This is a genomic window from Exilibacterium tricleocarpae (genome assembly GCF_007004655.1).
Lineage (GTDB): Bacteria > Pseudomonadota > Gammaproteobacteria > Pseudomonadales > Cellvibrionaceae > Exilibacterium > Exilibacterium tricleocarpae.
The window spans coordinates 153,831-173,415 of the sequence record NZ_ML660092.1; the positions used below are offsets into that span (position 1 = coordinate 153,831).

Annotated in this window: 18 protein-coding genes; 5 read left to right on the forward strand and 13 right to left on the reverse strand. The window is 58.1% G+C overall.

Annotated features, from left to right (window positions below; all coding sequences use genetic code 11):
• Window positions 1–122: 122 nt before the first annotated feature.
• Entirely contained in the window at window positions 123–1,001 is an 879-nt protein-coding gene (locus tag FKG94_RS10775) for a hypothetical protein (protein ID WP_142904242.1), read from the reverse strand.
• Between the two features lie 138 nt (window positions 1,002–1,139).
• Here FKG94_RS10775 and FKG94_RS10780 point away from each other — a divergent pair, with 138 nt between their 5' ends.
• On the forward strand, window positions 1,140–2,003 hold the full coding sequence (locus tag FKG94_RS10780; protein ID WP_142904243.1) for a thioredoxin domain-containing protein: 864 nt from the start codon (window positions 1,140–1,142) through the stop codon (window positions 2,001–2,003).
• 50 nt (window positions 2,004–2,053) lie between these two features.
• Here the strand turns inward: FKG94_RS10780 and FKG94_RS10785 are convergent, their stop codons facing one another.
• A complete protein-coding gene (locus FKG94_RS10785) occupies window positions 2,054–2,464 on the reverse strand; it encodes a hypothetical protein (RefSeq protein WP_142904244.1) in 411 nt (136 codons plus the stop codon).
• A gap of 138 nt (window positions 2,465–2,602) precedes the next feature.
• On the opposite strand from FKG94_RS10785, the gene dinB reads away from it, so the two are divergent.
• Window positions 2,603–3,670 carry a DNA polymerase IV gene (gene dinB / locus FKG94_RS10790; RefSeq protein ID WP_142904245.1) on the forward strand — a complete coding sequence of 356 codons (1,068 nt, stop codon included), beginning with the start codon at window positions 2,603–2,605 and terminating at the stop codon, window positions 3,668–3,670.
• A 30-nt stretch (window positions 3,671–3,700) separates the two neighbouring features.
• Here dinB and amrA read toward each other — a convergent pair whose 3' ends face one another.
• Both amrA and amrB read right to left on the reverse strand, forming a co-directional pair.
• Entirely contained in the window at window positions 3,701–4,291 is a 591-nt protein-coding gene (gene amrA, locus FKG94_RS10795) for an AmmeMemoRadiSam system protein A (protein ID WP_142904246.1), read from the reverse strand.
• Window positions 4,278–5,057, reverse strand: coding sequence for an AmmeMemoRadiSam system protein B (amrB, locus tag FKG94_RS10800; protein WP_142904247.1), 780 nt, complete (start codon window positions 5,055–5,057; stop codon window positions 4,278–4,280). The genes amrA and amrB overlap by 14 nt, the downstream gene beginning before the upstream one ends.
• A gap of 182 nt (window positions 5,058–5,239) precedes the next feature.
• Between amrB and amrS the strand changes: the two genes are divergently transcribed.
• From amrS to rhlB, 3 genes are all read left to right on the forward strand, one after another.
• Window positions 5,240–6,316 carry an AmmeMemoRadiSam system radical SAM enzyme gene (gene amrS, locus FKG94_RS10805; protein WP_142904248.1) on the forward strand — a complete coding sequence of 359 codons (1,077 nt, stop codon included), beginning with the start codon at window positions 5,240–5,242 and terminating at the stop codon, window positions 6,314–6,316.
• Window positions 6,317–6,447: 131 nt separating this feature from the next.
• A complete protein-coding gene (locus tag FKG94_RS10810; RefSeq protein ID WP_142904249.1) occupies window positions 6,448–7,068 on the forward strand; it encodes an HvfX family Cu-binding RiPP maturation protein in 621 nt (206 codons plus the stop codon).
• Window positions 7,069–7,389: 321 nt separating this feature from the next.
• On the forward strand, window positions 7,390–8,886 hold the full coding sequence (gene rhlB, locus FKG94_RS10815) for an ATP-dependent RNA helicase RhlB (protein ID WP_142904250.1): 1,497 nt from the start codon (window positions 7,390–7,392) through the stop codon (window positions 8,884–8,886).
• A gap of 108 nt (window positions 8,887–8,994) precedes the next feature.
• On the opposite strand, the gene FKG94_RS10820 is transcribed toward rhlB, so the two are convergent.
• The 9 genes from FKG94_RS10820 to gatC form a co-directional block, all read right to left on the reverse strand.
• On the reverse strand, window positions 8,995–10,818 hold the full coding sequence (locus FKG94_RS10820) for an EAL domain-containing protein (protein WP_142904251.1): 1,824 nt from the start codon (window positions 10,816–10,818) through the stop codon (window positions 8,995–8,997).
• Window positions 10,799–11,545 (reverse strand): sensor histidine kinase, encoded by a 747-nt coding sequence (locus FKG94_RS10825; RefSeq protein ID WP_142904252.1) that lies wholly within the window; start codon window positions 11,543–11,545, stop codon window positions 10,799–10,801. Before FKG94_RS10825 ends, FKG94_RS10820 begins: the two co-directional genes overlap by 20 nt.
• Window positions 11,538–11,984, reverse strand: a complete 447-nt coding sequence (locus FKG94_RS10830; RefSeq protein WP_142904253.1) for a response regulator — start codon at window positions 11,982–11,984, stop codon at window positions 11,538–11,540. The genes FKG94_RS10825 and FKG94_RS10830 overlap by 8 nt, the downstream gene beginning before the upstream one ends.
• A 75-nt stretch (window positions 11,985–12,059) precedes the next feature.
• Window positions 12,060–14,546 carry a PAS domain S-box protein gene (locus FKG94_RS10835; RefSeq protein WP_142904254.1) on the reverse strand — a complete coding sequence of 829 codons (2,487 nt, stop codon included), beginning with the start codon at window positions 14,544–14,546 and terminating at the stop codon, window positions 12,060–12,062.
• A 270-nt stretch (window positions 14,547–14,816) separates the two neighbouring features.
• Entirely contained in the window at window positions 14,817–15,566 is a 750-nt protein-coding gene (cysZ, locus tag FKG94_RS10840; protein ID WP_142904255.1) for a sulfate transporter CysZ, read from the reverse strand.
• A 100-nt stretch (window positions 15,567–15,666) separates the two neighbouring features.
• A complete protein-coding gene (locus FKG94_RS10845; RefSeq protein ID WP_142904256.1) occupies window positions 15,667–15,963 on the reverse strand; it encodes a PA4642 family protein in 297 nt (98 codons plus the stop codon).
• 78 nt (window positions 15,964–16,041) lie between these two features.
• Window positions 16,042–17,496 carry an Asp-tRNA(Asn)/Glu-tRNA(Gln) amidotransferase subunit GatB gene (gene gatB, locus FKG94_RS10850; RefSeq protein ID WP_142904257.1) on the reverse strand — a complete coding sequence of 485 codons (1,455 nt, stop codon included), beginning with the start codon at window positions 17,494–17,496 and terminating at the stop codon, window positions 16,042–16,044.
• 101 nt (window positions 17,497–17,597) lie between these two features.
• Window positions 17,598–19,049 (reverse strand): Asp-tRNA(Asn)/Glu-tRNA(Gln) amidotransferase subunit GatA, encoded by a 1,452-nt coding sequence (gene gatA, locus FKG94_RS10855; RefSeq protein WP_142904258.1) that lies wholly within the window; start codon window positions 19,047–19,049, stop codon window positions 17,598–17,600.
• A 77-nt stretch (window positions 19,050–19,126) separates the two neighbouring features.
• On the reverse strand, window positions 19,127–19,435 hold the full coding sequence (gene gatC, locus FKG94_RS10860) for an Asp-tRNA(Asn)/Glu-tRNA(Gln) amidotransferase subunit GatC (protein WP_142904259.1): 309 nt from the start codon (window positions 19,433–19,435) through the stop codon (window positions 19,127–19,129).
• Window positions 19,436–19,585 lie beyond the last annotated feature (150 nt).

The following is a 19,585-nucleotide window of genomic DNA, read 5'->3' on the forward strand; positions in this document are numbered from 1 at the left end:
TTATAGAGGCGCCTTTTTACAGAGCTGCTTTTTTATATAAAAGCTGCGGTCACAGTCGTTCCCGGACATGGCGCCGGCGGGCGCCTCGCAAGGGGCGCCCGCCGGTTGCACCTGCAGCGGGATCAGGCGGCTTTTTTTGCCGGGCCGCGCTTGGCCTTTGCCTTGGCGCCGGCCTTTTTGGCGGCAGGCTTGCGGGCGGTGGCTTTTTTGGCAGTGGTCTTTTTAGCCGTGGCCTTCTTCTTGGCAGCCGGCTTGCGGGTTACCGCTTTTTTGGCGGTCGCTTTCCTGGCCGCCGGCTTTTTCGCCTTGGCGGCAGTCTTTTTGGCGGCAACCTTGGCTTTAGCGGCCTGCTTCCTGGCGGCGGCCTTGGCTTTGGCGGCCTGCTTTTTGGCGGCGGCTTTGGCTTTGGCGGCCGCTTTCTTGGCGGCGGCCTTGGCTTTGGCGGCGGCTTTCTTGGCGGCGGCTTTGACTTTGGCGGCCTGCTTCTTCTCGGCAGCTTTGGCTTTGGCGGCGGCTTTCTTGGCGGCGACCTTGGCCTTGGCAGCGGCTTTCTTGGCGGCGACCTTGGCCTTGGCAGCAGCCTTTTTCTCGGCAGCCTGCTGCTGCTTCTTGAGAACGGCTTCCTGCTTGGCAACGGCTTTGCTGACGGCGGCAACACGTTTGTTGGCAGCCTTCATATCAGCCAGTTGCTGCTTGACGGCGGCGGCCTCCTGCTTGCTGGCCTGGGCGCTGGCTTTGGCGGTGGCCAGAGCAGCACGGGCGTCGGCCACCTGTTTGGTGGTTGCCGGTGACTTCTTCTTTTTACGGGCTGCGGCCAGTTTGGCTGTCGCCGTTTTTACTTTGGCGGCGTCCTTGGTCGCGGTTTGAGTGAGTTTTGTCAGTGCCTTGGAAACGTCTGCCTCTTGTTTGGCGCGGGCTTTTTCAAGCTGCGCCTTCAATTTGGTCAGTTCGTTTTCGAGCTGAACAACGGGGTCGACAATTTTCGTTTTTCGGCCAGCCATAATGAGCTTCCTTCCTTATTTTGTTTATCTTAAAAGTTTCTAGAAACTTGCTTGAAAAAATAAAGCGTGTATAAGGTACGAATTTGTCGTGAAAATTCAAGTTTTTTAAGACGACTTGCAGTCTTTTTTACAAATATTATGCAACTAGCCAAATCGATTTACGATTTTATCCATACGGTTTATGCGCTGGTGATGTCGGTGTGTGCGTCGATACTGTTTATCAAACAGGGCAATTGGTTGTGGTCAGGAGTGCTGCTGACGGTGTTGCCGGGTGTGGTGGCGACGCTGTGGCGGCGTTATCTTGCCGTTGAAAGCGGTGCAGATGAGCGTGAAAGTGTGGTGTCGGCGCTGGCTTTAACGGGGCTCGCTGTGGTACTGGTCGGCGACAGTGAGCGCGGTTGGCTGTTGCTGTTTGCCTTTATCGGGGTGCTGGGGCTGTTATTGCAAACCTATTGGGCAACTTCTCTCGGCGCGCGTCGCAGGCCCCCGGCCGGCGCCGATCAGCTGCGGCAACTGAACCTTTACGACGCGCAGGGTGCACCCAGGCGGCTGGATGAATGGCGCGGGCGCCCTTGTCTGGTGCTGGTGCTGAGAAGTGGCGCGTGTCCGTTCAGTGCGGTCGAGCTGCGCAACCTCGCCACCACTATGCCGGTGTTACGGGCGTGCGGGGCCGCCGTTATTTGTCTCGTACCTGACTCGCCGGGCCCCGTCGCCCGGCGCAGTGCCGGCGTTGAAACCACGGTTTTGCAACTGCGCGACGAACCGGCGAGTCGGACTACCGGGCTGATTCTTCCCGCCGGCGGGCCTTTCGGGTTGTGGTTACTGCGGCGTTGTCGCCATGGGCTGTGGCCGGGTCTGATTGCACTCGATGCACAGGGCGAAGTGCGTTACAGCGCAAGCGCAGACAATTACCGGTTGCCGCCGCGACTCGAGTCGGCGCTGCCCTATCTGGAGCAACACAGCCGGCACGGTAACGCCGATTCCAACCGCACTGGGGATTAACCGCACTGGGGGGTAACACGGCGCGGCGGCCAGGGCGAGTCGTGAGGGCCCTAAACCAGGGCGCCGTTGGGCAGAAATTTATTGGTGCTGTTGGCCTTGATCCAGACCAGCAGCTCGCGCGCGGGCGGGTTCTTACGCCGGCGCAGCACCTTGACCAGCCACACCACCGGTGACTCCGCACCCGCCTCCCAGCCGGGCAGTTGCATTTCGGCGACCGTAAAAAATCGCACCAGGTGCACGATGGCATCGCTGTCGAAGTCGTCGGCAATCGCGAACCAGCGCTGTTTTCCCAGCCGCATAAGCCGGCTTTGTTGTTGCAGGCTGTCTCCGGGAAACAACTGTTGCAACTGATCCCAGGCATCCCTGCGGCTCAGGTCGATAAACTGCTGCAGGCGTGCCCTATCCACGCTAATAGTGTTGTCGCTGCTGGCTGTGTCCGGGGTCCAGGAGCCAATGCCCATAAAGTTTCTCCGGGTGTTGAAGTGAATGGCGTCGTATTATAGCGCGCCCGCGGCTGTGACGCCGGGTCCGCTGCGGTCTGTGACCCCAGGTCTCGGGCCGGATATACTGACGTCTTTGAGCCGGTTTACGGAGCTCAGGTGCGGAAGATCATCCACTGTGATGCCGATTGTTTCTATGCTGCCATAGAAATGCGCGACGACCCCAATCTGCGCGGCCGGCCGTTGGCTGTGGGCGGTGCCTCGGACCGGCGCGGGGTGATTTCGACCTGTAACTACGAGGCCCGTGAATTTGGCGTGCGTTCGGCCATGGCGTCTGCCCACGCCAAGCGGCTGTGCCCCGATTTGCTGATCGTGCCCGGCAATATGGAAAAATACCGGCAGGCCTCCAGGGAAATCCGCGAGATTTTTTTTGACTACACCGATTTGGTGGAACCGCTGTCGCTCGATGAGGCGTTTCTCGATGTCAGTGAAAGTCAAAGGTGTCGGGGCAGCGCGACCCTGATGGCGCAGGAAATTCGCCGGCGTGTCTGTGAGCAGTTGCAGATTACGGTATCGGCGGGGGTGGCGCCCAACAAATTTCTGGCCAAGATTGCCAGTGACTGGCATAAGCCCGACGGCCTCACCGTAATTACCCCTGGCGAGGTGGACCAGTTTGTCGTCAAACTACCGGTCGACCGGATTTTCGGCGTCGGCAAGGTCACGGCGCAAAAGCTGAAACGTATGGGGGTCGACACCTGTGGGGACTTGCGGCAGTTCAGCATTTTCGAGCTGACCGAGCGCTTCGGCGCTTTTGGGGTGCGCCTCTACGAATTGTGTCGCGGGCAGGACGAGCGGCAGGTAAAACCCAGTCGTCGGCGCAAGTCCCTCAGTGTTGAAAACACCTATGCCGAAGACCTGCCGGGTTTGCCCCAATGCCTGGAAAAGCTGCCGGAGCTGTTTTTGGAACTCAAAGGGCGTCTGAACCGTGTCGACAGTGATTACCGCGTCGTGAAAGCCTTTGTGAAGCTAAAATTCAACGACTTCACCACCACGACCCTGGAGCGGGTGGGCACTTCGGCGCGCCTGCACGACTACCGGGAATTGTGCGAAGAGGCCTTCGCCCGTGGCGACCGCCCCGTGCGGCTGCTGGGCCTCGGAGTGCGGTTTGTCGATTTGCGTGATGATCAGGTGACGGCACAGCTGGATTTGTTTAACTCTATTTTGTGATCGGTTTTGTGATCGGTTTTGTGATCGCCGTTATTTCGCATCGGCAAAACTCAGTGTGCGATAGCGAAACACCTTCATCGAATTAGACCAGTAGTCTGTCGGCATGCCGGCTTTTTGCTTGAGCTGTTGCAGAAACTCCGCCTTGTCCGGGAGCTTTTCCCACACCGCCGGCAAAAACGTCGAGCGGTAGTGCTTATCCTCCAGCGTCACCCCGTCGACCCCCTCCTGGAGTTGTTGCAGCAACGCTGTTTCGCTGTCACATTTTATTTCGGCCTGGGGTGTCAACACCGATATTTCGATGGTCAGCAGCGGTATTTCCTCCGCGCTTACCGGGTTGAAGCGGTGATCCCTGAAAGCGGCTGCGTAGGCGTGTTCGGCGACGTCCTTGGCCAGTGGCTGGTAGGGCGACAGCGCACCGATACAACCGCGCAACTGGCCGAGCTTGTGCAGTGAGACGAAGCAGCAGCCGACCTGCTGCAAAGGGGACTCGTAGAGATTGAGATTGACCGTCAGCGGCTGCTGGTGCCGGCTGCCGTGTTCGATCGAGCGGCGCGCCAGTGACAGCAGCGCGTCCTGTTGTACTTGGGTAAGGTGTATCCGGGTCAGCTCAGTGTAGGGCATAGGCACCGTAGCCTACGACCTGCTCGCGGCTGCCGGCGGTATCGCCGGAGTTGCGCAGGTCCAGGGTGGAAAGTTGCAGGTGATGATGTTTCGCCAGGTATAACAGCCCATTCAGCGGCATGCAGCCACAGGCCTGCTCGCTTTGCAACTGGTCTGACAGGGCTTCGATCATGGCCGTGGTGGTCCGGTCCAGTTGCTGTGCAGTGGCGTAGGGGTGGTAGTGGCTGAGGTCTGAACTTACCACGATAAGGGTTTCGTCGCCGCCCCAAAGGCGCTCCAGTACCTCTGCGACTGCCGGCGGCGGGCAGTGACCGACGACCAGCGGGACCAGTTGAAAGTCGCCGAGCACTATCTGTAAAAACGGCAGCTGTACTTCAAGGCTGTGTTCATACCGGTGGGCCCCGGGGTCGCAGCTGACTTGGTCGAAGTCGGCCAGTGCGGCAATTGCGGCGGGGTCCAGCGCGACATCGCCGAGCGGGGTTTTGAAATAGCCGCAGCCGGGTAACGCCACACCCTGCAGCGCCACCCGATGGGCGGGGCCGAGAAGTATGACGCGATCTATTCCGGCGGCCACAGGTTCCAGACATTTATAGGCGGTGGCAGCAATAGGCCCGGAGTAGACAAAGCCCGCATGGGGTGCAATCAGTGCCTTTGGACGCAGCGCCGCCAGTGGCGCTTTGCTCAACAGTTTCCTGACGTCGCCGGCCAGTTGCCGGGGGTCTTCGGGGTAGAAGCTGCCGGCTACTGCAGGTTGTCGAACGGTCATGGCATTCACCTGGTACCGATAGGGGGCGAACTCTTCCGGCTTACCGGTTGCCGGCGTTGCAACCAAAGCTGCAAGGTGCCGGGCATGCTTAAGCCGGATCGCACTCAAACCTGATCATGGTCAAACTGGATAGAGTCAAATAGTATAGGTTTGTCATTCAAGAGTATAGTGGGAGTGAAACCATGCCGGCACCCGCCAGTGTTCCCACCGACTATTGGCACCGTCTTGAGGACGGTCGCCTGCAGTGCGATCTGTGTCCCCGGTTTTGCAAGCTGCGCGAAGGACAGCGCGGGCTGTGTTACGTGCGCGGTCGCGAAGGCGACACCGTCGTGCTTTACAGCTATGGCCGCTCGAGTGGTTTTTGCATCGATCCGATTGAGAAAAAGCCGCTCAACCATTTTTTACCCGGCACCCCGGTGCTCTCCTTTGGCACTGCCGGCTGTAATCTGGCCTGCAAGTTCTGTCAGAACTGGGATATGAGCAAGTCGCGGGAGATGGATACCCTCGCCGCCGTGGCCATGCCGGCGACACTGGCCGGCGAAGCGCGGCGCACCGGTTGCCGCAGCGTGGCATTCACCTACAACGACCCGGTGATTTTTCTCGAGTACGCCGTCGATACCGCCCAGGCTTGTGCCGAGTTGGGTGTGAAATCGGTGGCCGTCAGCGCGGGTTATATCAGTGCGGCGCCGCGGCAGCGTTTTTTCCACCATATGGATGCGGCCAATATCGACCTCAAAGCGTTTTCCGAACGTTTTTACAAACAGATTTGCGGCGGCCATCTGCAGGCGGTGCTCGATACCCTATGCTATATAAAGGATGAGACTTCGGTGTGGCTGGAAGTGACGACGCTGTTGATCCCCGGCGAAAACGACAGCGATGCGGAACTCGACGCTATGACCGCCTGGCTGCGCGAGCATTTGGGCACAGACGTGCCGTTGCACTTTACGGCTTTTCACCCGGACTGGAAAATGCAGGACAAGACCCGCACTCCGGCGGCCAGCCTGAAGCGGGCCCGCCGCATCGCCATGGGTAACGGCCTGAATTATGTCTACACCGGCAACGTCCGCGATGCCGAGGGCGGCAGTACTTATTGTCCCGGCTGCGGTCTGCGGGTGATCGAACGGGACCGGTATCAGCTCGGCCGGTGGCAGATCGACAGTGCCGGCTTGTGCTGTGGTTGCGGTACCCGGATTGCGGGCGTCTTTGAAGGCCCTCCCGGTCACTGGGGTGCGCAGTGCCAGCCGTTGCGCCTGTCCTGACGGGGCGCTGCGGTTGGTGTGGGCGCTGAAAAGCGAATAAGCTAGTCTCGATAAAGAATAACAGGGCCGGGGAACCAAGTTTTGGCGACCATTGTCCGAATAGCAACTTTTACCATCAGGGAGGCAGGGTCTTGAATTCCTCAATAACAACGCTAACGAAACACTATAATTCTGCTGTAGCCGGGCTGCGCCATTTCGAGGGGTTGGGTCCCCTGGCACTGAGACTGTTCTTGGTGCCGGTATTCTGGATGGCGGGCACCAAGAAATGGGAAAACTTCGACAGCACTGTCGAATGGTTCGGCAATCCCGACTGGGGTCTGGGTCTACCCATGCCCCTGGTACTGGCGTTTCTCGCCACCTGGACAGAAATCCTTGGCGCCGTCGCGCTGCTGTTGGGGGTGGCTGTGCGCTGGCTGGCGGTGCCGTTGATGTTTACCATGCTGGTCGCCGCGGCAACTGTGCACTGGGACTATGGCTGGCAGGCGATCGCCGATCCCGGCGCGCCCTTTGCCAATGAACGGGTGATGGAGTCGGCGGAGAAGCTCGATCGGGCCAAGAGCATCCTGCGCGAACACGGCAACTACGACTGGCTCACCTCCAGCGGCAATATCGTGGTGCTCAATAGTGGCATCGAATTTGCGATCACCTACTTCATTATGTGTCTGATGTTGCTGTTTTCCGGCGGCGGCCGCTACGTCAGCGGCGACTACTGGATCGGCCGGGCGCTGAACAAAGGGACGGCGAATACGTAGTTGAAATGGTAAGTTGAAATGGTAAGTTGAAATAGTGAGTTGAAATAGTGAGTTGAAACAATAAGTTGAAACAACGAGACGGCAGGCAATTTGAGAGTACAAGTGATGGGGCGGTGAACCGGGTAGCTGACTGGATAGTTCAACCGATCTGTAACTGAATGGCTCAGCTGGCTGCACTGGCGCGCCACCGATGGCCCGGCCGCGCCGGCGCGGCGCCGGTTTTATTGGACCTGGCGCCCGCGTGAGGCTTCTGTCGACCACGAGCCCGGTTGGCGTGGTATACTCAGGCGGATATAGCAGTCTCAACCGGGTAGGCAAACTTTGATTGGTAAATTATTCAGCTCAAACCGCGACAAAAATGCGGATTCAGCGCCGGCGCAACAAAAACCAGCATCACAAAAACCAGCACAACAGCAGCCGGCGACGGTTGCGAAGAAGGCGTCCGGCAAAAGTCAGCACCCCCAGGGCGGCAAACGCCGCAATCAGCGCCGCCGCAACACCCCCGGTACTGAGGACAAAGACTGGCATCTCGGCCTGTTTCCGGTGCCTGAAGTCCCCGGCAAGACCCGCTTCCACGATCTCGACCTGCCGGCTGAGTTAATGCACGCCATTGCCGACCAGCGGTTCGAATACTGCTCCCCGATCCAGGCTCAATCCCTGCCTCACTCCCTGAACGGCCACGACCTGGTTGGCAAGGCGCAAACCGGCACCGGCAAGACGGCGGCTTTCCTGGTGACGATTATCGATGACCTGCTCAAGCACCCGTTACAGGAAGACAGGTTTGCCGGCGAGGCCCGGGCCCTGATCATCGCCCCCACCCGCGAACTGGCCATGCAGATTGCCGACGATTCCAGGGTATTGACCAAGTACACCGGCCTTGAGACCCATGTGCTGGTCGGCGGTATGGATTACGCCAAGCAACAGCGTCGCCTGCAGGATACGCTGGTGGATATCCTGGTGGCGACGCCGGGACGGTTGCTGGATTTTTGCGGCAACAAGGATGTCTACCTCGATCAGTTGGAAGTGCTGGTCATCGACGAGGCCGATCGCATGCTGGATATGGGGTTTATTCCCCAGGTGCGTCGCATTATCCGCCAGACACCGAGAAAGTCCCACCGCCAGACGCTGCTGTTCTCGGCGACGATTACACCCGATGTGGTAAACCTGGCAGAGCAGTGGACCGAGGATGCGGTGACGGTTGAAATCGAGCCGCAAAGTGTCGCCACGGATACGGTGGAGCAGCACGTGTACCTTTCCACCACCGAGGAAAAATACACGCTCCTTTACAACATCCTGAACCAGGAAGACGTCGACAGCCTGATCGTATTTGCCAATCGTCGCGACGAATGCCGCCGCCTGCATGAAAAGCTCGAGCGTCACGGTTTTAAAGCGGGACTGTTATCGGGGGAAATTGCGCAGAACCGCCGGGTGAAAACCCTCAATGCCTTTAAATCCGGTGAGCTGAAGGTGTTGGTTGCCACCGATGTGGCGGGCCGGGGTATTCATATCGACGGTATCAGTCATGTGGTTAACTTCACCTTGCCGGAGGAACCCGAGGACTATGTGCACCGTATCGGGCGCACCGGCCGCGCCGGCAAAAGTGGCACTTCCATCAGTTTTGCCTGCGAAGACGACGCCTTCCGGCTGATGCCGATTCAGGAACTGCTGGGACAAAAGCTCAAGTGTGTGCAGCCGCCGCTTGAGTTGCTGGCCGAGCTGCCGCCGATGGGCCCGCGCCGCCGGGCACCCGGCGATGACAGAGAGCGGGATGGCAGGGACAGAAATCGCCGCGGACGCGGCAGGCACAGCAATCGCTGAAGACCTTTTTGGCGGTTCGCTCACGGCTTGAGTGTTGGCGCAGGGCTGGGTTTGTTGGCTTTATTCGCTCAGGGCTGAAGCTGCCGGCTCAGGGCTGGTGCCGGTAACTTAAACGGTTTCATTCTTGAGTTGAAGGTCAGATCGGGGTCGATCCTTAGCGTAACGGCTTATCTCCCCGATCTGCATGGGCGCTGCGATATAGTAGCCCTGTAAATAGTCACATCCCAATTGCCTGGCGGTCCGGAATTCCTCTTCGCGCTCGATACCTACGGCGACCACTTTTATGCCCAGTCGATGGGCCATCTCGACAATACCGACCGCCAAGGCCTGGTTGCGGGGTTTTTTGTCGATATGGTCGATTAGAATACGATTCAGTTTAAGGTAATCCAGCGGTAGTTCAAGCAGGTGGGCGAAGGAAGAATAGCCGATGCCGACATCATCCAGTGCTATGTGGATACCGAGAGATCGCAGACGTTGAAGTTGGGCACCGCACTGGGCGACGTTTTTCATCAGATGGCCCTCGGTCAATTCCAGACAGATGTTGTCGGCGGCAATGCCGAAGTCCTTCAGCCAGGCAAGCAACTGGTCACAAAAGGCGGCGCTGCTAATCTGGGAAACACAAACGTTGAGGGCAAGCCTGGTATACCCCAGGTTGAAGACCCCGGGCGATTTCAACAGTCTGCCGCATTCTCTAACCACGATATGCGTGATTTCGTTAATCGTCGGGCTGTTTTCGATAATCGGAATAAACTCGCTCGGGGGAATATCGCCCAGCTCCGGTGAGCGCCAGCGCATTAGCGCTTCGATATGGGTGGCGCCGGGATTCCCGGACGACACCAAGGGTTGAAATTGCACGTCGAATTGCGCCGCTTCCAGGGCATGATTGACATGGGCTTCAATCTCCATATTGCGGGCGTATTGGCTTTCCAACTGGGTCGTATAAAAACAGACAGCGGAATTTTCTTGGTTTTTGGCCTCGTACATGGCGCAGTCGGCCTGTTTCATCAACAGTTCCAGATTGTCCGCATCCGGGTAAAAGGCAACACCTATGGACGGGGTGCAGGGAACCTCGTGTTTATCCAGGGTAAATGGCTGATCGAAAACCGCTAACAGTCGACCTATCAGTTTGTACACTTCTCGCTTGTCTTCCAATAAATCGGTCATCAGGACAAATTCGTCGCCGCCCAGGCGGGCCAGAAAGTCCGAGTCGCGCACTGTTGCTTTCAGGCGTGCAGCAAGCTGCCTCAGCAATTCATCGCCGATCGGATGGCCGTAGCTGTCGTTAATTTTTTTAAATCCGTTGAGGTCGACATATAGCAGCGCCACCCATTTTTTGGCCCGGGCGGCGCGCATCAGCATACGCGGCACGGTTATCTGAAAGTGAGCGCGGTTGGGGAGGGTGGTCAAGGTGTCGTGCTGCGCCAGGTTCTTTAGCCGGGCATTGCTGTGGGCCTGTTCCTGTAGCGCTTTTTTAAGCTTTGATTCGATGTTTTTGCGCTCGCGGGCATAGCGCAGGCTGCGTGACAGTAATTCCGGTGTAACCTGGTTTTTAGACAAGTAATCCTGGGCACCGCTGTTGAGTGAGTCGACCGCCTGCTCGAGATCGTCCTGTCCTGTCAATACCACAATGGGCAGATCCGGGTATTGGTTGCCGAGGGCGGTGATATTTTTCACACCGGAGCGATCCGGTAGATTCATATCGAGGATCAGGGCTTCGAAGTGACCCTTAGCCAGTGCGTCCAGCACCTTGCCGAAACGGTCTACACAGATAACGGAGTAGCTGTCGCCAAAGGCCTGGTGGAGTAGCTGCTTCACCAGTTCGGCATCGCCCGGATCATCCTCCGCCATCAGGTAGACGTTGGCGTATTTTGACGGTGTTTTATTGAGCATCTGTCTGGTGGTATCCGTGTTGCTACCCAGTCTCTGGACCATGGGAATAAACGACCGCCAGGCCGCCTAATGAGGATAGTCTGAAATCCAGGCTTCCTCCATGCAAGTGGGCGATGCGTTCGCAGTAGGCCAACCCCATACCAAGCCCGGGATAATCTTGTTCGCTTTGTCCGCGCATAAACGGGCGGGTCAACTCGGGCCAGCGATTTTCGGCAACACCGATGCCGTTGTCCTCGATAACCAGGCAGAAGGTTTCGTTACGGCTCTCGTCGAGCACACGCAGGCGGGGTATATTATCCGGGCGGTCCTTGGGTTGGAATAGCAGGGCGTTTGCCACCACACAACTGAAAAACAGGTGCCAGTGCTCCATGGCGCCGGTGATATGGGGTAGCGGGGCAGGGATGTCCCAGTCCGGTTGCATGGCTTGCGGGTGGGTGTAACGCCACCGATTTACCTGCTCGTCGATAGCCGCCACTGCGACATCTTGCAAAGAAAAACGGTTGTGGGCGCGCATACGACTGCTCAGGCGGGAATAGCGCAGTAATGCCTCCACCATGGCCTGGGCTTTGCTGCCGCCGTCGCGTATCAGGTGCAGCCAGTAACGGGCCTTTTCATCCAGGTGGGCATCGAGTTGTTGTTCAAGTAGCTGGCTGAACTGTACTACGGCGCGCAGGGGGGCGCCCAGGTCATGAGAAATACCATATACCAGTTTTTGCACGGCGTCTTCGTTGGGGTTGGCGCTGTTGCTTTTACGGCTGTGACTAGTCATCGGCAGTTCCCGGGCTGGTCGACAGCTGCACAATATCGATCCAGAAAGACCTGATTGTCTGTACTACTCTCATAAAATCTTTCAACTGGACCGGCTTGGAGACAAAGCAGTTGGCGTGCAGGCGGTAGCTGTCCCTGATATCGAAGGCAGCCTCTGAACTGGACAGAATGATGATGGGAATAGTCTTGCGTTTGTCGTCTTCCTTTAGCGCCCTGAGTATCTCCCGGCCGCTGACTTTGGGCAGGTTCAGGTCCAGCAGAATAATATCGGGCAGGCGACTGCCGCTATACTTACCGCGCTGAAACAGGTAGTCCAGCGCCGCCTCACCATCCATGATTACCTGCAGTGTGTTGAAGACTTTGCCTGAGCTGAGGGCTTCCCGCGTCAACTCCACATCGCCGGGGTTGTCTTCGATTAACAGTATCTCAATAGATTTCATTGGTGCTGCCTTTACAATAAAATAGCGTAGACTCCGCCTGCGGGTTAACGTTCGCAGCCGTCGGCTGAGCGCGTGTCAGTTTGAAAATGCCTCGGTCTTGGTTGCCTGATACAGCGGCCAGAGCAGTACAAAGGTCGAACCTTCACCTTCCTCGGATTCCAGTAACAGCCTGGCTTCGTGCTGCTCGGCAATTTTTTTGCAGATTGCCAGGCCGATACCCGTGCCGGGGTATTCTTTTTTCGCGTTGAGCCGCTCGAAGATCTGGAAAATTTTCTGTTGGTATTGCGGCTTTATACCAATGCCGTTGTCGTGGATTTCGATGCGGCAAAAGTTATCCTCCAATGAGCTGTTCAAAGATACCGTCGGTGTGTCGCTGCGATTGAACTTGAGACCGTTGCCGACCAGGTTCAACAGCAACTGGAACAGCTGGGACGGCACGGCGGTTACAGTGGGCAGTTCGTCACTCCAGGTGAATTTACCCCGGCTTTCTTCCAGGCTGACATGCAGGGTGTTGTACACCTGTTGGCATACCTCGGCCAGAGACACCGATTTGCGGCTGTCGACCGGTTGGTCCAGGCGGCAAAACATCAGCACGTCGCTGATCATGTTCCGCGCCCGCTGCGCACCGTCAGTAATAAATTTCAGGTACTCCCTTTCTTTGTCTTCCAGGTGATCTGTCAACCGCTGTTCCAGTAATTGACTGAAGCTGTGTACCATACGTACCGGTTCCTGCAGATCGTGAGAGCAGATAAAAGCAAACCGTTCCAGTTGTTCGTTGGACTGCGTGAGTTTCTCGATAGTCTGGTCCATCAGGATATTCTTATCGGTCAGGTCGTCCAGCAGCCGTTTGCGCTCGCTGATATCCATCACCGATACCACCGTATGGGGACGGCCGTCCAACATCGTCGGCCCCAGACCGATTTCCAGTGGCACCTCGATGCCGTCGCTGCGCACCCCGGTGAGAACATCTTCGTCGGCTGCCATGCGGCGGGGCTTGGGGTCGTATTGATAACCTTCGCGCAACACCCGATGTCGATGGCGAATGCTGCCGGGCACCAGTTTATCCACATTCTCGCCTTCCAACTGCTGCTCTCCGTAAGCGAACAGCTCCCTGGCGCTGTGGTTGGTACTGACGATGGCGCCGCCGGTGTCCACCAGCAGCACCCCGACGGGCAATTGCTCGGTGATGGCGCGAAGGCGCTGCTCTGACTCTTGCAGGACGGTATTTTTTTGCTTGAGGTCGTCGAGCAATTGTTTGCGCTCACTGATATCCAGCACCGATACCAGCGTGTGGGTTCGGCCATTTAACCGGATGGGGCCGAGTCCGATCTCCAGCGGTACTTCGGTGCCGTCGCTGCGCACTCCGGTGAGGTAATCCACGTCGGCCGCCATGCGGCGGGGTTTGGGATCGTATTGATAGCCGTTGCGCAGGGCCTGGTGCCGATGGCGAATATTGACAGGTACCAGTTTGTCCACATTCTCACCTACCAGTTGCTCCTCCTGGTAGCCAAAGAGCTCCCGCGCACCGCGGTTGACACTGACGATGACGCCGTCGGTGTCTACCAGCAACACCCCGACGGGTAATTGTTCGGTAAAGGCGCGAAAGCGGTGGTCGGACTCGCTTTCGATATAGTTGGGGTCGGCGGATAGCTGCTGTCGCTGGCATTTGCCCAGCGCCTGCCAGTCCAGCAGCAAGCCCGCCAGCGGCAGGGCGAAGCCGGTGATTTTCAGCCCGTGAACCGCGTTGAAGTAGTGGTCGAACAGTTGCTCTGAGCCGAGGTTTAGGCAGACTTCGAGGAGAGTATTCAGGGTGACTGCGATGGTGATGGTCGCTGTGAAAAAATCCCGCCGTTGTTGGTAGAGCCTCCAGGTCAATGGCAGGCAAGCGAGGAATATCACCCCGGGCGAGGCGTGAACGAGCGGGCTGCCGGCTGGCTGCCCACCGGATACCATCCAGTCCGTCAATGCGTACACCGCGATCGAAACCAGCACCCAGATCACCAGCACGCCCGGAGTGCCGAATATCAGGCGCCGGGGTCTGGCGAGCAGAATCACCGCCGTCGCGAGCAGTAGTGCCACGGCGCCGGTGGCGCGTGCGATAGTTGCGGTCAGTAGAATCGGGGCCGGGTTTGGCGGCGCAGTCGGTATAGCGGCAGCCAACAGCGCGTGGACGGCGTCGGCACTGCCACCGGCCGCCAGGGCCAGGGCCAGCAAAGGCACTGCGGTGTCGCGACGGATATTGTAGTGCGATAATGCTACAGCCAACAGGATTGTCGCAGTTACTGCACCCATGGCCTCCAGTAAGGTGTGAAAAAAGAGGCCGTTGGAAATTACTTGGGCGCCGTTCACTGCCTGTATCGGCGGTATTTCGGTGACACTGGCAAGGCTGATTCCCCAGCCGCTCAACAGCGGCGGCAGGCAGGCTGCCAGGGGCAGCGCCAGCAGCCAAACGGGAAAACTGGGCATTGTCGGGGTATCGGTATTCGTGGTGCCGGGAGAGTGCACTTTTACCGCAGCGGCTGCTTGGGCCGCAGCATAGTGTTTGGGGTTGGTGTTATTCACGTTGCAGGCAACCCACCATTGCTCGATGCCCGCTTGCCTGTGGTTTCTGTGGTTTGAGTCGGTTGTCGGGATGGATGCTAACAGCTACGGCATCTAGCCCAACTACAGTGGTATTCCATTGCATTCGCATCCTCACAGCTACCGCCGAAAACAGGTGTCACTCATTGATCGTCTAAGTATAGGTTTACCCCTGGGGTAGCCACATAATTTATTGTTATATTAAATAGCTAAAACGATTTGAATGGCGATAGATGTGCGGTTTCCGCGGCATTAGGTGTCGGTGTCCGCCCGGCTTAATTCCCTTATATAGTAGAGGGTGCCGCCGGCAACCGCCGCCGGCATAATAAAGATATTGACGACGGGCACCATAGTGCCCAGCATCACCAGCCCGCCGAATCCATAGGTGCTGAAAAGATTGCCTCCCAGTTGCTCTCTCAACGCCGTAAATCGCCAGCGATTGTTGTCGGCGGCGTAGTCGACGTATTGAATGGCCATGCTCCAGGCTCCCCACAAGATACCGATAACCGGGACCAGAAGGTTCAACAGCGGAACAAACGACATTACAACCATCAAGATCGCAATACCGATACCGCGCACAATAAAGTACCACAGCTTGGTAAACTCGCGACCAATGGTGCGGGGGATCATCTGTCTCAGCGGCTCGCTTTCGACTGCCACGCCGGTTTCGTGCAGTTCGATCTTTTCCGCCAGCAGGCCGTAGAAGGGGGCGGCGATCAGGTTGGTGATAACACTGAAGCTGTAGCCGTAGGCCACCAGCACGGTCAGGGCAACCAGCGCTGCGAGTATCCAGGCGAGAAAATCCAGCCAGCCGGGCAACCAGCTCATCAGCCAGTCGATAGCGCTGTCGAACTGTTGGATCAACACCCCGGTCACAATCACAAACAACAGCAGATTAATTAACAGCGGCACCAGAATAAAAGCGCGCAGTTGCGGATGGGTGATCAGCCTGATGCCTTCCATCAGGTAGTGGGCCCCGGTCGGGAGGCGGTTTATCTGCATGGTCGACTCCGATCAAAGCAGGCATTGTAGCGGGGCGACCAAACGGAGACCATCGGCTTAGCAAAAATTGACATTCGGGGAGTGGTTGGGCGCAGGTGGGCTATTTTGCGCCGGCGGCGGTGAGGGCCGTGACATAGTCTTCAGCCAGGCGGTGGTGCTTGACGACCTGGAGAAAGGTTTTGCCGTCTTGATTGGTGGCGTTGATATTGCGGCCGGACTCGAGAAAGAATTTCAGAAAAGTAGTGAAGTTGTCGGCCTTCATACCGCGATAGGCTTTTTCCAGCACGTGGAAATCCGCATCGAGATCGTCGCTGGGTTGCAATTGTAGAAAAGTCTTTATCCGCTCATCGTCGAAGGTTTCGCCGAGAACTTTTTGTTTGTCTTTGCGTAGGGACATGGATGTCGTACCTCATTTTTGCCTGCCACCGATACTGGCATCGAATTTCGGAGTGTTGCTGTCGGCGGTTAAGGGTGTCTATTTGTTTTTCGGCTCGAGTTTTTTCAACAATATCTTGTTGAGGATTTGCGGGTTTGCCTGTCCCTTCGATGCCTTCATGATTTGACCGACGAAATAACCCAGCATTTTGGGCCGCTTGGCGGGGTCGGCGTTGCGATAGTTATCGACTTGTTTGGCACTGTCGGCAATCACTGCATCGACCATGGCCTCCAGTGCCGCCGTATCCGAAACCTGCTGCAGGCCCTGATTCGCAATGATTGTGTCGGCATCGCCCCCGTCTTTCCACATGACTTCAAAAACCTGCTTCGCCATTTTACCGGAAATGGTGTTGTCCAGCACACGGGCGATCAGGCCACCCAGTTGGGCAGCGCTGACCGGACTGTCTTTGATGTGTCGTTCGTCGGCGTTGAGCCGGGCGGAGACTTCACCCATTAACCAGTTGGCCGCCTGCTTGGCGTCGCCGCAGGCCGCGACGAGAGCTTCAAAAAAAGCGGCGCCGGCGGCGTCGCTGCTGAGGGCGGCGGCATCGTAAGTGGACAGTCCGTATTCGTTTACAAAGCGGGACTGGCGGGCATCGGGCAGCTCCGGCAGTTGTTTGGCGATGGCATCGATATAGTCCGCCTCAAGCACCACGGGTAGCAGATCCGGACAGGGGAAGTAACGATAGTCATTGGCCTCCTCTTTGGAGCGCATGCTGCGGGCGGTTTTGCTGTCGCCGTCGTAAAGGCGGGTTTCCTGCACCACCCGACCGCCGTCCTCGATCAGGTCAATCTGCCTTGCCACTTCAAGTTTGATCGCCTCCTCTATAAACCGGAACGAGTTCAGGTTTTTTGTCTCGGTGCGGGTACCGAGTGTCTTATCGCCCCGGGGGCGCACTGATATATTCACATCGAAGCGCATCGAGCCCTGGGACATATCGCCGTCGCAGATACCCAGTGAGGTGGCGATCGAGTGCAGCTTGCGGGCGCAGGCAACGGCCTCTTCCGCGCTTCTCATATCGGGCTCCGTCACGACTTCGATAAGCGGGGTGCCGGCGCGGTTCAGGTCGATGCCGGACATACCGTGAAAATCCTCGTGCAGCGATTTACCGGCGTCTTCCTCCAGATGGGCGTGGTGAATGCGTATCCGCTTGCTGTCGCCGCCGGCCAGTTGCACATCCACATGGCCGCGGCCGACGATGGGCTTCGCCAACTGGGTGGTCTGGTAACCTTTCGGCAGATCGGGATAAAAGTAATTTTTGCGCTCGAACACCGAAGTGGTGGCGATTTCCGCATCGACGGCCAGGCCGAACATCACCGCGTAGCGAAATGCCGCCTCATTGGCCACCGGCAGGGTGCCCGGCATGGCCAGGTCCACGGCACAGGCCTGGGTGTTGGGGGCGGCGCCAAAGGCGGTGGCGGCGCCGGAAAAGATTTTTGATTGGGTGGCGAGCTGGATATGAACTTCAAGCCCGATAACCGTTTCCCATTCCATGCGTTTGCCTCGTTCAGTCGATACCCTGTGTATTCGATGTCTTGTTATTCAATGCGAAGTTGTGAGGAGTTGTGTATGCCCCAGTTGTTCATTCCCGGCCGTTAAATTCCCTGGGGGGCCTGCAAATGGTGCCCGGTCGCCAGTTGAAACTGGTGGGCGATATTCAGCAGGCGGGCCTCCTCGAAATAGTTGCCGATCAGTTGTAAACCGACCGGTTTTCCCGCTACCTGCCCGCAGGGTAGTGACAGACCGGGCAGACCCGCAAGATTGACCGGGGTGGTGTAGATATCTTCGAGATACATGGCGACCGGGTCGTCGCTTTTGGCACCGAAGCGAAACGCGGGTGCCGGTGCGGTGGGTCCCAGCACGACGTCGACCTCGGTAAAGGCCGTGACAAAATCCTGCTTGATCAGGCGCCGCACCTGTTGCGCCTTGTTGTAGTAGGCGTCGTAGTATCCCGCCGACAGCGCATAGGTGCCCACCAGGATGCGGCGTTTCACCTCGGCGCCGAAGCCCTCGCCGCGGGAGCGCTTATAGAGATCGGCCAGGTCTTTCGGGTTATCACAGCGATAGCCGTAGCGCACCCCATCGAAACGCGACAGGTTGGCTGAGCATTCCGCCGGAGCAATCACGTAATAAGCGGGCACGGCGAGATTGCTGTGGGGCAGGCTGATAGTTTTTATCTGCGCGCCCAGCGCCTCATACTGCTCAATGGCGGCCTCCACTGCCGCGCCGACACCGGCGTCCAGCCCCGCGCCGAAATACTCCGCCGGTACACCGATTTTCAGACCCTCGATACTGTCGCTGAGGTGCTCGGTATAGTCCGGCACCGGCCGCTCGACGCTGGTTGAATCGCGGGCGTCGAAGCCGGCCATCACCGCCAGCAGCAGCGCGGCATCCTCGGCCGTCCTGGTGATAATGCCGCCCTGGTCGAGACTCGAGGCAAAGGCGATCATACCCCAGCGCGAGACCCGGCCGTAGGTGGGTTTGAGGCCGGTAACGCCGCAGTGGGAGGCCGGCTGGCGAATCGAACCGCCGGTATCGGTAGCGGTCGCCGCCGGTGCCAGGCGGGCCGCCACGCAGGCGGCCGAGCCGCCGGAGGAGCCGCCGGGGACACTGTCGGTGGCCCAGGGGTTTTTTACCGGCCCGTAGAAGCTGTTCTCATTGGACGAGCCCATCGCAAATTCGTCCATATTGGTTTTGCCGAGACTCACACAACCGGCGTTGTCGAAATTGTCGATAACTTTGGCGTTATAGGGAGGCACGAAGTTGTCCAGCATTTTCGAGCCGCAACTGGTGCGCTGGCCGCGGGTGCAGAAGATATCCTTGTGGGCAATGGGTATGCCGCACAGGGGCGCCGCCGTACCCGCGGCCCGCTCGGCGTCGGCGGCCCGTGCCCGGGCCAGGGCCGCATCTGCGGTAACGCTGATAAAACTGTTGTAAGCGGTGTCCAGGCGCTGAATGCGCTCTAGATAGTGGCGGGTCAGCTCCTCGCAGGAGAACGCCTTGTCTGCCAGGCCGCGACTCAGCTCGGCGATGGTTTGATCGTGCATTGAGAGTTGTCCTCAGGTGGTATGTCGCTTAAAAAATGTGATCTGGCTATCAGTTATCGAGATCCGTGTCGAGGCGGTTATTCGACAGTCCCTATTAAATCACTCTGGTCGATCACTTTGGGGACCAGGTATAACCCCGCCTCGGCGGCGGGTGCCAGGTTTTGAAACGCCGCGTGCTGATCGGTCTCGGTAACGGTGTCGCTGCGCAGGCGCTGTACCGCATCCAGTGGGTGCGCCATGGGCTCAACCCCCTGGGTATCGGCAGTCTGGAGCTGATCCACAAGCTGCAATACCTCGGTAATACTGCGGGTGACTTCATCGATGGTGGCGTCGGTGATTTCGATACGCGCCAGCTCGGCCAGCTTTTCAATGTCTGCACGCTCCACAGGGGTCTCCGAATACTGGGTGGGTGAATGCCAATTCCCGCCGCCGCGGCGTCCGGGGCGCTAAACTTATCATATTTGTGCCTTGCTCTAAATCCCCGCCATTGATAGAGTTCGTCAGTTTAGGAGGCCGGCCGCAAAAGCACGTAAATG